Raw genomic sequence first — 14,731 nt, 5'->3', positions numbered from 1 at the left:
TATGAGCCGTGACCCTATCGCCCCGGCGCTCGGTTCCGTCCGTCAGTTACAGGACCAGGCGCGGCGCCCATGATGCCGGGAATCAAGGCGGAGGAGGCGATTATGCAAATCGATACGAGCATGCCGGTGATGGTCACCGGCGCTACCGGTTACGTGGCCGGCCGGCTGATGGAGCGGTTGCTGGAAGAAGGGCTTACCGTGCACGCGCCGGTGCGTGATCCGGACAATCCGGACAAGCTCAAATACCTCAATGCCATCGCCGAGCGTACCCCCGGCGAGATTCGTTATTTCAAGGCGGATTTGCTGGCGCCGGGCTCCTACGCCGAGGCCATGGCCGGCTGTTCGGTGGTGTTTCACACCGCCTCGCCGTTCATCACCTCGGTGAAGGACCCGCTCAAGGAGCTGGTGGAACCGGCCCAGCAGGGCACCCGCAACGTGCTGGAAACGGCGAACGACACGCCCTCGGTGCGGCGCGTGGTGCTGACCAGCAGCTGCGCCGCCATTTACGGCGACAACGCGGACCTGGAAGACACCGCCCAGGGCGTGTTCACGGAAGCGGACTGGAACACCAGTTCGTCCCTGGAGCATCAGGCTTACTCCTACTCCAAGACCTTGGCCGAGCGGGAAGCCTGGAAGATCGCCAAGTCACAACAACGCTGGGATCTGGTGACCATCAATCCGTCGCTGGTGGTGGGCCCGGGTATCAATCCCAACGCCACCTCGGAGAGCTTCACTATCGTGCGCCAGCTTGGCGACGGCACCGCGCGCATGGGCGTGCCGGACATCGGCATGGGCGTGGTGGACGTGCGTGAAGTAGCCGAGGCTCATGTGCGCGCCGCGTTCCTGCCGGAAGCCCATGGGCGTTACATTTTGTCCGGCCACGACACCAGTTTCCCGGAGATCGCGCGGGTCCTGCGTCACCGCTTCGGCAAGGACTACCCTCTGCCCAAGCGGACCCTGCCCAAGGCGGCGGTATGGTTGTTCGGGCCGATGGTCAACAAGACCCTGACCCGCGACTACGTTACCCGCAACGTGAACCTGCCCTGGCGGGCCGACAACCGGCGCAGCCGCGAGGAACTGGGCATCCAGTACCGGTCGCTGGAGGAATCCCTGTTCGCCTTCTTCGAGCAGGTAATGCGCTGATCGCGTGACCGGCGGCCGGGTTTGGAGGATCCGGCAGGCATGGGGCAGGATCGGGCAAGCCGGTGTGCCGGGGCGTTCGCTAGGGTGGTTTTTTACATCGATTTATCCATTCGAAATGCGTGCGCCTCTTCGTTTCCGGTAAGTTGTCTCCAGTAACGTGGAAACAAGGCTTTTCACACGTACGTCCTCGCCAGCGGGCGGCATCGACACGGTCGCCCCGCCAGCCAGAAGGATCGGTGACCATGTCCCAGCACCCCCGTTTCAAGATCACGCGTCGCGCCCTGATGATCGTCGGCGCCGCCTCCGCGGCCTCCCTGGGCCTGCCTCGACTGGCCACCGCTGGTCGCGACGGTGAAAGCCCCACCAGCGCTCCCGCCGCCGATGACAAGGCGGCCACCGCCGAAGTGGCGTTCACCGTCAACGGCGTACCCCGCCGGTTCACCGCCGACACCCGGCTGACCCTGCTCGACGCCCTGCGCGAACAGCTGCGACTGACCGGCACCAAGAAGGGCTGCGACCACGGTCAGTGCGGTGCCTGCACGGTGATGGTCAACGGCCGGCGGGTGAACGCCTGCCTGTCCCTGGCGGTGATGCACGAGGGGGACGAGATCACCACCGTGGAAGGCCTGGGCACGCCGGACAATCTCGACCCCATGCAGGCGGCCTTCATCGAGCATGATGGCTACCAGTGCGGTTACTGCACGCCGGGACAGATCTGCTCCGCCAAGGCCACCCTGCAGGAAATTCAAGACGGGGTGCCCAGCCACGTGACCGCCGACCTGAACGCGCCGATGAAGGTGACGGCGGAAGAAATCCGCGAGCGCATGAGCGGCAACATCTGCCGCTGCGGCGCCTACGCCAACATTCTCGACGCCGTGCGGGACGTGGCCGGGGAGCAATCATGAGAGCCTTTACCTACGAACGGGCGGAGACCCCGCAACAGGCGGCCATGGCGGCGGCGTCCACGGACCACGCCCGTTTCATCGCCGGTGGCACCAATCTGCTGGACCTGATGAAGATCGAGGTGGAAACCCCGGCCCATCTTATCGACGTGAACGGCCTGGGGCTGGACACCATCGAGGACACCGACGACGGCGGTCTGCGCGTGGGCGCTCTGGTGCGCAACACCGACCTGGCCGCCGACCCCCGGGTACGGCGCCACTACGGCGTGCTCACCCGGGCCCTGGTGGCCGGCGCCTCCGGGCAGTTGCGCAACAAGGCCACCACCGGCGGTAACCTGTTGCAGCGCACCCGCTGCCCGTACTTCTACGACACCAACATGCCCTGCAACAAACGCAGGCCCGGCGCCGGCTGCGCCGCCCGGGAGGGCTTCAGCCGCCAATTGGCGGTCATCGGCGGCAGCGAGCACTGCATCGCCACCCACCCCAGTGACATGGCGGTGGCCATGCGCTTGCTGGACGCGGAAGTGGAAACCGTGCTGCCCAACGGCAATACCCGGGCCATCCCCATCGCCGATTTTCACCGCCTGCCCGGCGACACGCCGCAGATTGATTCGGTGCTGATTCCCGGCGAGTTCATCACCGCCGTGACCCTGCCCAGGCCCCTGGGCGGCAAGCATTTCTACCACAAGGTGCGCGACCGGGCGTCCTACGCTTTCGCCCTGGTGTCGGTGGCGGCGGTGGTTCAGCCCGACGGCAGCGGCCGGGTGGCGCTGGGCGGCGTGGCGCCGAAGCCATGGCGCCGGGAAGAGGCGGACGAGGCCCTGCCGAGGGGCGCCAAGGCGGTGATGGCGCGGCTACTGGACGGCGCCGAGCCCACCCACGAGAACCGCTTCAAGGTGAACCTGGCCGAGCGCACCCTGGCCGCCGTGCTCGCGGAAGCGAAGGAGTAACCCATGCGTTTCGACAAACCCGCCGGGAGCAATCCGGCCGATCGCGGAACCGTGCTGGGCCAGCCCCTGCCGCGCATCGATGGCCCGCTGAAAACCACCGGCACCGCGCCCTACGCCTACGAGCGCCATGACGTGGCCAACGGCCAGCTGGTCGGCTACCCGGTGGGCGCCGCCATCGCCAAGGGCCGCATCCGTTCCATGGACACCCGCGCCGCCAAGGCGGCGCCGGGCGTGGTGGCGGTGATCACCACCCTGGACATGGACCGGCTGCCCAAGGCGAGAATGAACGTGGCCTACCTGTTCGGTGGCCGCGACATCCAGCATTACCACCAGGCCATCGCCGTGGTGGTGGCGGACTCCTTCGAGCGTGCCCGCGCCGCCGCCGCCCTGATCCGCACCGACTACGACGAGGACAAAAGCGCCTCCTTCGATCTCGCCGAGCAACGCCGCGCCCACCAGGATGACGAGGTGGAACCGATGGCGAAGGTGGGCGACTTCGACCGGGCGTTCGCCGAAGCGCCGGTGAAACTCGACCAGACCTACACCACGCCGGCCCAGAGCCACGCGCAGATGGAACCCCATGCCTCCATCGCCGAATGGAAGGACGGCGCGCTCACCCTGTGGAGCGCCAATCAGATGATCGAGTGGAGCAAGCAGGCGCTGGCCAAGGCGTTCGACCTGCCCGCCGAAAAAGTGCGGCTCGATTCGCCCTACATCGGCGGCGGTTTCGGCGCCAAGCTGTTCCTGCGCGCCGACGCGGTGCTGGCGGCGGTGGCCGCCCGGGAAACCGGCCGGCCGGTGAAGGTGGCGCTGCCGCGCCCGCTGATCGCCAACAACGCCACCCATCGCGGCCTGACCATCCAGCGCATCCGCATCGGCACCGATCGGGACGGGCGCATCACCGCCATCGGCCACGACAACACCAGCAACACCCTGCCCGGCGGCGATGGCGAGAACGGCGCCGCGCCCACCCAGCATTTCTACGCCGGCGCCAACCGCCTGCTGGTGCACCGGCCTCTGGAAATGCACCTGCCGGAAAGCAACGCCATGCGCGCCCCCGGCGAAACCGCCGGTTTGATGGCCCTGGAAGTGGCCATGGACGAAATGGCCGGGAAACTGGACATGGACCCGGTGGCGTTCCGCGTGCTCAACGACACCCAGGTGGACCCGGACAACCCCGAGCGGCCCTTCTCCGAGCGGCATTTCGTGGAATGCCTGGAACGGGGCGCCGAGCGTTTTGGCTGGAATGAACGTAACCGCAAGCCCGGCGCCCGCCGCGACGGCCAATGGCTGATCGGCCACGGCGTGGCCGGCGCCTACCGGGGCGCGCCGGTGCAGGCCTCTGGCGCCCGGGTACGACTCAAGCCGGACGGCACCGTACGTGTGGAGACCGACATGACCGACATCGGCACCGGCTCCTACACCATCATCGCCCAGACCGCCGCGGAAATGCTCGGCGTGCCCCTGGACGCGGTGGACGTGGCGCTCGGCGATTCCGATGCGCCGGCCTCCGCCGGCTCCGGTGGCCAGTGGGGCGCGGCCAGTTCCACAGCCGGCGTTTACGCCGCCTGCGTCGCCCTGCGCGAAGCCATCGCCGAGCGCCTGGACGCCGACCCCGAGGACCTGAGCTTCGCCGACAGCGTGGTTCGCCACGGTGACCGCCGCACGCCGCTCACCGAGGTGGGCGGCGGCGAGGAGCTGGTGGCCGAGGACAAGATCGAGTTCGGCGACTTCCGCGGCAAGGAGTACCTGCTCGCCACCTTCGGCGCCCACTTCGTGGAAGTGGGCGTGCACGCCGCCACCGGTGAGATCCGTGTGCGGCGCATGCTGGCGGTGTGCGACGCCGGCCGCATCCTCAACCCGGTCACCGCCCGCAGCCAGGTGATCGGCGCCATGACCATGGGCGTGGGCGCGGCCCTGATGGAGGAGCTGGCGGTGGATACCCGCTACGGGTTCTTCGCCAACCACGATCTGGCCGGCTACGAGGTGCCGGTGCACGCCGACATCCCGGAGCAGGAAGTGATTTTCCTGGAAGGCGAGGACCGCTATTCCACGCCCCTGAAAGCCAAGGGCGTGGGCGAGCTGGGCATTTGCGGCGTCAGCGCCGCCGTGGCCAACGCGGTCCATAACGCCACCGGTGTGCGCGTGCGCGATTATCCGGTGACTCTGGACAAGCTGCTCGACGGACTCCCCGACCTGGCCTGACGCCGGAACCCGGAGCGCGCGCACCGGTCTCAGAGTGCACATCATTGCAAATGGAGATTGAACGATGCGCGATACCCTGATGATGGCCCTGGGCGCCGGCGCCCTGATGCTGGCCGGCTGCACCGGCCAGGACCGCGCCGCGCCGATGGAAACCGGCAAGTGCGACGCCGTCGCGAGTTACGACTTGCCGGCCCAGCGCTTCGATGAAACCGCCCAGCAACTGGCCCACGCCACCGGCTGTTTCATCGAGGCGGACACCGATGAAATCGGCGCCGTCCAGGTTCAGCCGGTGGCCGGGCGCATGAGCATTCGCCAGGCCCTGGAGACCGCCCTGGACGGCACCGGGCTGGCTATCACCGAGCACGCTCCCAACACCCTGAAAGTGGAATAACCCCGCCCGCCATGCCCACCGAGCCGCCACCGCCGGGCACCGGCGTCCTGTTCGAGGCGCCCGCCGCCGTGCCCCCGGCGGTGCGGCCGGCGGCGCCGGACCCCGCCCTCGCGTCCCTGGCCGCCGCTCTGCCGGAACGGCTGTGGCTGGGCACCTCTTCCTGGCATTACCCTGGCTGGGCCGGTCTGGTCTGGGACAAGCTGTATGACGAGGGCCAACTTTCCAGGGAAGGCCTCGACGCCTACGCGCGCCATCCCCTGTTCAACGCCGTGGGGCTCGACCGGGGCTTCTACCGGCCGCTTTCCATGGCGCAGTACGCCGACCACGCCCGCCAGGTACCGGCGGCTTTCCGCTTCGTGGTCAAGGCGCCGAGCCGCGTCACCGACGCCTTGCGCCGTGGTAGTGGCGGCCAGGGCCTGAAGCCCAACCCGGATTTCCTGGACGCCGAACTGGCCTGGCGGGACTTTCTGGCACCGGCGGCGGAGGGGCTGGGCGGGAAACTCGGCGCCCTGGTGTTCCAGATCAGCCCGCTGCCCGGCGCCTGGCTGGGGCATATGGCACCGGTGATCGAACGCCTGCATGACCTGTTGCGCGGCCTGCGGGCCCGGGCGCCGGCCACGCCGCTGGCGGTGGAGGTGCGCGATCCGCACTGGCTGACGCCGGACTTCGTGGCCGCTCTCAAGGACACCGGTGCCACCTACTGCCTGGGCCTGCACGGCAAGATGCCCCCCATCACCGAACAGCTCCCGGTGCTGCGCGCGCTCTGGCCCGGCCCTCTGGTGTGCCGCTGGAACCTGAACCTCAGGCACGGCGCTTACGGGTACGAAGACGCCCGCGACCGCTACTCACCCTTCGACAAGCTGGTGGATCCGGACCCGGACACCCGCGCCGCCCTGGCGCGGGTGATCGCTGGCACGGTGGGGGCCGGCCAGCCCGCTTTCGTTACCCTGAGCAACAAGGCGGAGGGCAGCGCGCCGCGCTCCGTGGCCGCCCTGGCCGAGGCGGTACTGGCCGCCGCCACCCGCCGCTGAGCGCCACCATGGCGATCGGCTGACGCCGTGCCGCGCTGATCTCCCACGGTTTTCCTGGCCATCCTCCGACTTCGCCGCCGTTGGTGCCTGCGTACATTAGACCTGGACGACCCATTCATCCGGGTGGGGTTTATTTGTACGCAGGGAGCGTATAGTATGCGAGCGGTATTCGTGGAGTTGACGCCGTTCCGGCGCCACCGGGCGGCGTATCTGGACGAGGACACCTATTGGCTGCTGCAGCGGATTCTGATGCTGCATCCGGAGGCCGGCCCCCGGATGCCGGGCACCGGCGGATTGCGCAAGCTGCGTTTCGTGGATGAACGGCGCGGCAAGGGCACGCGCGGCGGCTTACGGGTGATCTATTACTGGTGGCCCACGGGCGCTCAGTTCTGGTTGTTCACGCTCTACGGCAAGGACGAGGCCGACGATTTGACGCTGGCCGAGCGTCGCGCGCTGAGACGCCTGCTGAAGGCGGAGTTGATGGCGAGGCGTAATCAGACGGGAGGATCATGACATGAAGCGGGATCTGTTCGCGGAATTGAAGGAAGGCTTCCAGGAACTGGAGGCCCAGCGCCAGGGCAAACTTACCCTGCGTGGTCAGGAGGCCCGGCTGGCGCCGGTGGCGGCCATTGACGCCGGTGACCTGCTGGCCCTGCGCGAGCGCCTCAACCTGTCCCGGGCGGTGTTCGCCATGTACCTGCGCACCAATCCCCGCACCCTGGAAAACTGGGAGCAGGGCCGTGCCCGCCCCAACGCCCAGGCCGCTACCCTGATCCGCCTGATCGAACGCTACCCGGACACCCTGGAGCGACTGGCCGGGCTGTAGTTTCGCGTCTGATTGTTCATAAAAACCGAATAGAGTTATCAGGGTTGTCGGGTTTATCGATGTTTCCTGAACGATAGCATGGGGTTTTCCGATTCATTGCGCTGAGAGGTCCCCCATGAGCAGCACTTCCATCGAACACTCTTCCAAGGTCGCCCTGGTCACCGGCGCCTCCCGTGGTATTGGCCGCGCCATTGCCCTGCGGCTGGCCCGGGACGGCTTCGCCGTGGTGGTCAACTACGCCCACTCTGAAGCCGCCGCCCGGGAGGTGGTGGACGCCATCGAGGCGGACGGCGGCCGCGCCCTGGCGGTGCGGGCGGATGTGGGTGACGAGCAGGACGTGGCGCGGTTGTTCGACAGCGCGGAACAAACCCTGGGTGGCGTCCATGTGGTGGTCAACAGCGCCGGCGAGCTGCCCATGGCGCCGATTGAAACCGCCCGCCTGGCGGATTTCGACCGGGTCATTCGCACCAACCTGCGCGGCACCTTCCTGGTGCTCGCCGAGGCCGCCGCCCGGCTCGGGCAAGGCGGCCGCATCGTGGCCCTCTCCACCAGCGTCATTGCCAAGGCGTTGCCTGCCTATGGCCCCTACATCGCCAGCAAGGCCGGCGTGGAAGGTCTGGTGCGGGTGCTCGCCAACGAGCTGCGCGGCCGGCATATCACGGTGAATGCCGTGGCGCCGGGACCGGTGGGCACGGAACTGTTCCTGGAGGGCAAGTCCCAGGCGCTGATCGACCAGCTGGCCGCCCAGGCACCCCTGGAACGGCTCGGCGAACCGGATGATATCGCCGGCGTGGTGTCGTTCCTGGCCGGCCCGGACGGCGGTTGGGTCAACGCCCAGGTGCTGCGCGCCAACGGCGGCTTTGCCTGAGCCGGCGCCGCCGTGTCGCGGTCGGTGGCACGCCGCCCGGCGGCGGTGTAACGTCGCTTCCTTTTCCGAGGGGGAAGCGAATGAATTCCGTCAGTAAAGCGGCGACGCTGCTCGCCGCCCTGGCTCTTACCGGCTGTGCCGGCATCGTCGGCGGCGGGTTGGCGCGGGTGGATCAGACCTCGGTGGCGGTGCCGGTCTGCGACGCCGACACCGACCCCAGACCCTACTATTTCGAGCTGGACGCGGACGCCCGCAACGACTACCTGGACGATAACCTGGCGGGCAAGCTGTCCGGCTGGACCCTGGGGCTGCTGCCCACCTACTGGTTGTCGCCGGTGAAGGCGGAAGCCCGCCTGTACCACCGGGGCGAGCGGATCGACACCTACCAATACTCCGCCCGCGTGCACAAGTTCTATGGCCTGCTCTGGGCCCTGCCTCTGATCCCGGTGAACGCGGTGGTCGCCGATTACAATCAGGTGCCGGCCAACGAGGGCGTGGGGCTGGCGGTGGGCTGGATCATCCCCGACAAGGCCGCCGCCCGGGCCTATCTGGATGCCACGGAAAGGCGTGGCCTGGCGCCGGATCAGGTGTGCTACCGGCGTGGTGAGCGCCGGCACTGATGGTGCCGCGTATATTTTGTATATACCTTTTGTTTCAAGTCGGACCGTGGCGCGTCAAGGGGGCGTGAATCCGGGGTTTTTGCTTTGACAGCGCGGCGTTTAACGACAACCATGTGATCGTCGGTTGTCCGGCTGTCCAGCGACCCTTCGATTATGGCCCAAGAAAATCAACGTGGCGGGATCTCCCCAGTCACGGATGACATGTCCTCCCCGGCGGAGCTGAACTCGGTTTCAGCCGCTCTGCTCGCGGATATTTTCAATCAGCTCCCCGAAGCGGTGGTGGTGGCCGATCAGGCGCGCCGGGTGGTTTATGTCAATCCCGCCACCGAGAGGCTGTTCGGTTATTCCCAGGCCGATATGCTCGGCCAGGAAACGGCGATTTTCTATGCCGACCGGAGTGACTTCGACGACCAGGGCCAGCGTCGTTACAACCCGGACGCCCATGGCGGCATGGCCAATTACCGGATGACCTACCGGTGCGCCGATGGAACCGTGTTCCTGGCACACACCTGCGGTGGCGTGATGCATGATTCGCACGGTGAAGTGAGCGGCTACATCGCTTTGGTGCGCCCCTCCGCGCCGGTGGAAAAATCCATCGATACGCTGCAACGGCTGCATGCCATCAGCGCCAATCCGTCCATGAGTCGGGATGAACGGATCGACGCCATCCTGGAGCTGGGGGCGCGTCATTTCGGGCTGCCGGTGGCGATCCAGTCGCGCATCGTTAGAGAGGATTATCTGGTCGAGCATTGCGTGAGCCCGGACGGAGGCCTGGTTCCAGGCACCGGGTTCGAGCTGCCCGGGACCTATTGCGTGCACACGCTCAAGGCGGACCGGCCGATCGGTTTCCACCACACCGCGCACAGTGAAATCCGCCACCATCCCTGTTATCTGAATTTCGGTCTGGAGTCCTACATCGGCAGCCCGATTCAGGTGGCGGGCAAGGTCTACGGCACCCTGAATTTCTCCTCGCCGGAACCGTGCCGGCCTTTCACTCAGGACGATCTGATTTTCATGCAGTTGCTGGCGGACACCGTCGGTCATGAAATCCACGAAAGCATGATGCGCGACCAACTGAGCGCGTTAGCCCGCACCGATGAGCTCACCGGAATCGCCAACCGGCGCGCGATCATGGAGACCCTGGACTGGCAGGTGGCGCATTCGCGTCGCTCCGGGCTGCCATTGTGCGTATTGTCCCTGGATCTGGATTACTTCAAGCGCATTAACGACACCTGGGGCCATGCCGGTGGCGACAGCGTGCTGAGCGCCTTCGCCGACATCCTGCTGAGGTCGTGCCGCGAAGTGGATCACTGCGGAAGGCTGGGGGGCGAGGAATTCATCGTTGTTCTGCCGGATACAGATCTACAAGGTGGCCGCGCGGTGGCGTCGCGTTTGCGCAATACCATGGCCACCAGTCAGCTGCCGGTGTCCGACCGGGAGAAGATCACCGTGACGCTTAGTGCCGGCCTGGCCGCCCTGGGCCCCGAGGAGACCGTGCCGTCCCTGCTGCGCCGCGTCGACGATGCCCTCTACGAGGCCAAGAACGGTGGCCGCGACCGCCTGTGCGAGGCCGGTGACGCGCGGCAATGAGCAGTGGCCGTGAGACGCTTGATCTGAACGGCCCGGCGGGCCGTCTCCGTTTGACCCTGGATCACCCGGATGGACCACCCCGGGGCATGGCCCTGGTGGGGCACCCGCAGCCGGTGCTGGGCGGCTCACCGCGCCATCCGGTTCCCCATGCGCTGGCGCGGGCCCTGCGTGCCGGCGGCTGGCTGGCGGCGCGACCGGCGTTCCGTGGCGTGGACGGGTCGGAAGGTGAGCACGATGAGGGGGAAGGCGAAACCGAGGACACCGGCGTGATGATCGAAGCGCTGCGGGCGCGCCATCCGGACCTGCCCCTGGCCCTGGTGGGCTTCTCCTTCGGCGCCTGGGTGTTCGCGCGCGCCGCCGCGCGGCTGGCGCGACCGGTGGACGCGCTGGTGTTGATGGGCATGCCGGTGGGCAAGGTGCCCGATGGCCGTGTCTACGAACCGGTGCCGGTACCCACCGATGCGCTGCTGCTGCATGGCGAGGACGACGAGCGCGCGCCGCTGGCGGACCTGCTCGCTCATTTGCGCGCCGGGCGCCATCCGGTGACCGTGTTTCCCGGCACCGACCACTTCTTCAAAGGCTGTTTGCCGGCGGCATCCCGGGCCGTGCTCACCCATCTGCGGGCGGTGGCCGGGGCGTGACGGCGTGAAGGTGGTACCCTTGGCGTTTTCCCACTGAAACGAGCAAAGCCCAATGAGTGATCAACGCACGCCCTGGCATTGCGCCCACGGCCGCCCCTATGATCCCTTCCCGGTGCTGGATGCCCTGGCCGGTGGGGACCCCGAGGCTCTGGATACGCTGTGGCGGAACCTGGTGCGTGACGGCGCGGTGGGAACGGCTTCCTACGCGGCGGTGCCGCGCTTGGTGGATGCCGGCCAACTGGCGCTGGTGGCGGCCATCGAGCTGGGACGCGAGGAGGACGGCGCGCCATCATTGCCGGCGGACCTGCGCACGCCATACCTGCGTGCCGTCGAGTACGCTCTGGAGCGGGTGCCCGGAGACAGCGAACGGCTGCAGGCCTGGTATTCACTGCATGCCGCCCGTCGGGGCCACCGTGAGCTGGCGCGGGCACTGCAACTGATGGACCGGCGGGCGATCCTCGACCTCCACGGCTGATCGGGCCGCCCCAATGCGTGGCGGTCGCGGCTGAAACCGCTCCCGTCGCCAGCCGCGCGCTGCCCCAGGCGCGATGAACCTGAATTTTCCGAAGCTTTACAAAGCCTGCCAACCGGGTCGTGGGGCAAAGGCGCGGGCATGGGATACCATCCGCGGAGTTCCGACCGGTGTCCGCCCATGAAGCGGGTGCCCGGCTCGGTTGGCATCCGGACCAAGAGCAATCATGACTGACTTATCCGAAGGCGTTATCGACGCCGCCGTCCATGGCGAGATTCTGCGGCGCCTGCGCGCCACCGAGCAGGAGCACGATGTGCGCGTGCTGCTCGCGGTGGAATCCGGTAGCCGTGCCTGGGGATTTCCTTCTCCGAACAGCGATTACGATGTCCGCTTTGTCTACGTCCGTTCCGAGGACTGGTATCTGTCCCTGGATGTGGAGGACCGCCGCGACGTGATCGAGTACGAGATCGTCGATGACATTGATCTTAACGGCTGGGATCTGCGCAAGGCGCTGAAACTGCTGCGTAAATCCAACCCATCCATCGTCGAATGGCTGCAGTCGTCGATCCTGTATCGGGATGACGGCCACTTCGCCGAGCGGGCCCGGGCATTGCTGCCGAGCGTCTACGCCGTCGACAAGGGTGTGTTTCATTACCTCAGCATGGCGGACAAGAATTACCACGGTTATCTCAAGGCGAGGCTGGTGCCGCTCAAGAAATATTTCTATGTGCTGCGACCGCTGCTGGCGATCCGCTGGCTGGAGCGGTACCGCACGCCGGCGCCGATCGAATTCGAGCGGCTGCGTGCGCTGGTGGCGGACAATGAAATCCTCGACAAGGAGATCGGCCGCTTGCTGGCGCGTAAGCAGCGCAGCCAGGAGAAGGAATTCGTGCCGGCGATTCCGGCGCTCAACGAGTTCATCGAACACGAGCTGTCGCGGCTGTCCCGATATCAGGCCAAGGGGGACACGCCGGACGGTGATCCGGCGGCGCTCAACGCCCTGTTTCGCGATTGCTTGCGGGGGCGATGAGCGCGCCGGAAGAAGACGTTAATCCTCGTCGTTGTCGCCCGTCACTTCCACCAGCACCACCAGCCCCAACTCGTTGGGATCGCCCTGGTCCGGTTCGAAACGCAGGGTGAACAGGCCCAGGCTGGCATCCTGATTGAAGAAGCCGTCCAGCACATTGGTGCCGTCATCAGCCTCCAGGGTCAGGGTGGCGGCGCCGTTGGCGGCGACGTCCACGGAAAAGCTTTCTTCGACCTCATCCACGCTGGTTTCCAGGTTGGCGGCCAGGTTGTTCTTGCTCACCTCATTGATGCCGCCGGCCAGGGTCGCCTGGGTGGCGCTGTCCAGGGTCAGGAAGGTATTGAACTGGCTGGCGTACATTTCCATATTGGCGCCGCCCGCCGGGTTGCCTTCCAGGAACAGCGACAGCAGCAGCATCCGATAGCGGTTGCCGGCCACGTCGGGGGTGGCTTGGGGCAGCTTCACCATCAGGGTGGTGTCGAAACGGGCGAATTCCGAGTCGCTTCCCTCGGCGCGCATCAGGCTGATGAAATCGTGGGTGTCGTTGATGAAACCGTCCTCGGGCTCGCCGCCGATGGCCACGATGTCACCGTCACCGTCGATGATCACCGACAAATTCTCGGCCGTCTCGGTGGCGCCGGTTTCATAACCGGTGCCCACGCCCAGTCGATGGAAGGTACCGGTGGCCAGATTCAGATTACCGTTGCCATTAAAGCTCACCACATTGGTTTCCGCTTCCACGGCGATCAACCCCTGTTCCATCTCGGTGGCCAGGTAGACGCGACCGAAATCACCGTCAAGGTCGTTGTCGCTGAAATCCGTGGGGGTGCGGGCGAATACCTCCAGGGCCCGGAAGGCTTCATCGCCGCGCCGGTCGTCCGGGTTGAGGGCGCCGTCCTGGGTCACGCCGTAGCGTACCGCCGCTTCCTTGGACACCTGGAAGAACAGCCCACGGTCGCCGACCCGTTGCAGGTTGTACACCGAGGGCGGGAAGCGGAACGCATGCTCGTCATCGACTTCCTCCTCGAATTCGCCTTCCACGGACAGAATGCCGGAAGCGGTGAGCGCGGCGGAGAAGGTTTCGTCCATCTCCTCCCCACTGGTGCCATAGTCCAGCCAGGCGCCGCTGACGGTGTTGCCGGACAGCATGCCCTCGGCGCTTTCCTCGCCGGTCAGGTTGAGGTCGACGATGCCGTCGCCGCCATCGCTGAAAGTGAAGGTGCTGGTGTAAAGGTCGGTGGCGAAGGTGCCGCCGCTCTGATCATCGCTATCGTGCAGGCCTAGCGAGAAGGCGTTGGCGCGGTAGTGGCCGGCCACCGTGGCGGCGTCGCCGCCGCCGTCGTTGATCACCGCCACCTGGTTTTCCACCAGGTCGCCGACCTCGGCGTCCAACTGCTCGAGCATGTCGGTCAGGTTGGCGCCGGCGGTGAGATCGAAGGCCTCCACCTTGCCTTTGAGCTTGACCACCTCATTGATCACCAGTTGCTCCAGGTCGGTGCCCTGGGCGATGAATTCGCGCAGCAGGAATTCCGAAGTGGGGTCGATATTGACCGCTTCCTCCACTACCTGGGCGCGCATCTGGGCGTCGGCGCCGCGGATGCGCACCACCAGGTTGCCGGCCAGGTTCACGCCCTGGGGCAGGGTCAGGGTGTAATCGCCGGTGGTGGACGTGGTGGTGGTGGCGAGCACCTCGCCGACCGGGTTGCCGTCATTGTCCACCCGGATCAATTCCACGGTGGCGCCGTTGACCGGCTGCAGGCCGGTGATGGCCGCTGCCGCCGGCTGGATCAGGAAGTCCAGCACCACCCGCAACGGGTCCGGCGCGCGCAGTGAGGCGACCATGCCGGAAGGCGCCGAGGCGGTGCCGGTGACGGTGCGTGCCTGGCCAGTGTCGGAATCGTCGGAAGAGGACGACGAGGAGTCGCCGCAGGCGGCGAGAGCCGCCAGCAAGGCCATCAAGGCCAGTGTATGAAACGGTTTGAAGTTCATGTGAACGTCCCCAGTGTGTTGTCTTGTCCACGGCGAGCCTAGCCAGCGCCCTGCTACCCCACATCCCCCAAATGGG

15 protein-coding genes are annotated in these 14,731 nt (G+C 66.8%); 14 read left to right on the top strand and 1 reads right to left on the bottom strand.

Annotation, left to right across the window (positions count from 1 at the left end; genetic code table 11):
* Positions 1-102: 102 nt before the first annotated feature.
* The 14 genes from JF515_RS12975 to JF515_RS12910 all read left to right on the top strand — a co-directional run bounded on the left by JF515_RS12975 (position 103) and on the right by JF515_RS12910 (position 12,669).
* On the top strand, positions 103-1,143 hold the full coding sequence (locus JF515_RS12975) for an NAD-dependent epimerase/dehydratase family protein (protein WP_238401048.1): 1,041 nt from the start codon (positions 103-105) through the stop codon (positions 1,141-1,143).
* 242 nt (positions 1,144-1,385) lie between these two features.
* Entirely contained in the window at positions 1,386-2,048 is a 663-nt protein-coding gene (gene paoA / locus JF515_RS12970; RefSeq protein ID WP_203104858.1) for an aldehyde dehydrogenase iron-sulfur subunit PaoA, read from the top strand.
* The gene (locus tag JF515_RS12965; RefSeq protein ID WP_203104857.1) at positions 2,045-2,995 is read left to right on the top strand and encodes an FAD binding domain-containing protein; all 951 of its coding nucleotides are present in this window, start codon (positions 2,045-2,047) and stop codon (positions 2,993-2,995) included. The genes paoA and JF515_RS12965 overlap by 4 nt, the downstream gene beginning before the upstream one ends.
* A 3-nt stretch (positions 2,996-2,998) precedes the next feature.
* A complete protein-coding gene (paoC, locus tag JF515_RS12960; protein ID WP_203104856.1) occupies positions 2,999-5,200 on the top strand; it encodes an aldehyde oxidoreductase molybdenum-binding subunit PaoC in 2,202 nt (733 codons plus the stop codon).
* Between the two features lie 64 nt (positions 5,201-5,264).
* Positions 5,265-5,591, top strand: coding sequence for an STN domain-containing protein (locus tag JF515_RS12955; RefSeq protein ID WP_203104855.1), 327 nt, complete (start codon positions 5,265-5,267; stop codon positions 5,589-5,591).
* An 11-nt stretch (positions 5,592-5,602) separates the two neighbouring features.
* Positions 5,603-6,622, top strand: a complete 1,020-nt coding sequence (locus tag JF515_RS12950; RefSeq protein WP_203104854.1) for a DUF72 domain-containing protein — start codon at positions 5,603-5,605, stop codon at positions 6,620-6,622.
* A gap of 156 nt (positions 6,623-6,778) precedes the next feature.
* The gene (locus JF515_RS12945) at positions 6,779-7,135 is read left to right on the top strand and encodes a toxin (RefSeq protein ID WP_203104853.1); all 357 of its coding nucleotides are present in this window, start codon (positions 6,779-6,781) and stop codon (positions 7,133-7,135) included.
* 1 nt (position 7,136) lies between these two features.
* Positions 7,137-7,448, top strand: coding sequence for a helix-turn-helix domain-containing protein (locus JF515_RS12940; protein ID WP_161385025.1), 312 nt, complete (start codon positions 7,137-7,139; stop codon positions 7,446-7,448).
* Positions 7,449-7,563: 115 nt separating this feature from the next.
* Positions 7,564-8,316, top strand: a complete 753-nt coding sequence (locus JF515_RS12935) for an SDR family oxidoreductase (protein WP_203104852.1) — start codon at positions 7,564-7,566, stop codon at positions 8,314-8,316.
* A gap of 80 nt (positions 8,317-8,396) precedes the next feature.
* On the top strand, positions 8,397-8,936 hold the full coding sequence (locus tag JF515_RS12930) for a hypothetical protein (RefSeq protein ID WP_203104851.1): 540 nt from the start codon (positions 8,397-8,399) through the stop codon (positions 8,934-8,936).
* Positions 8,937-9,137: 201 nt separating this feature from the next.
* Positions 9,138-10,526 carry a sensor domain-containing diguanylate cyclase gene (locus tag JF515_RS12925; protein ID WP_203104850.1) on the top strand — a complete coding sequence of 463 codons (1,389 nt, stop codon included), beginning with the start codon at positions 9,138-9,140 and terminating at the stop codon, positions 10,524-10,526.
* Positions 10,523-11,167 carry an alpha/beta hydrolase gene (locus JF515_RS12920; RefSeq protein WP_203104849.1) on the top strand — a complete coding sequence of 215 codons (645 nt, stop codon included), beginning with the start codon at positions 10,523-10,525 and terminating at the stop codon, positions 11,165-11,167. The genes JF515_RS12925 and JF515_RS12920 overlap by 4 nt, the downstream gene beginning before the upstream one ends.
* A gap of 52 nt (positions 11,168-11,219) precedes the next feature.
* Positions 11,220-11,642, top strand: coding sequence for a hypothetical protein (locus JF515_RS12915; protein WP_203104848.1), 423 nt, complete (start codon positions 11,220-11,222; stop codon positions 11,640-11,642).
* A gap of 223 nt (positions 11,643-11,865) precedes the next feature.
* A complete protein-coding gene (locus JF515_RS12910; protein ID WP_203104847.1) occupies positions 11,866-12,669 on the top strand; it encodes a nucleotidyltransferase domain-containing protein in 804 nt (267 codons plus the stop codon).
* 18 nt (positions 12,670-12,687) lie between these two features.
* On the opposite strand, the gene JF515_RS12905 is transcribed toward JF515_RS12910, so the two are convergent.
* The gene (locus JF515_RS12905; protein ID WP_203104846.1) at positions 12,688-14,655 is read right to left on the bottom strand and encodes a hypothetical protein; all 1,968 of its coding nucleotides are present in this window, start codon (positions 14,653-14,655) and stop codon (positions 12,688-12,690) included.
* Between the last annotated feature and the right edge of the window lie 76 nt (positions 14,656-14,731).

It is taken from the genome of Alloalcanivorax marinus, from assembly GCF_016785095.1.
GTDB classification, from domain to species: Bacteria; Pseudomonadota; Gammaproteobacteria; order Pseudomonadales; family Alcanivoracaceae; genus Alloalcanivorax; species Alloalcanivorax marinus_A.
The sequence above is the reverse complement of the archived record's forward strand: the minus strand, read 5'-3'. Positions and strand labels throughout refer to the sequence as shown.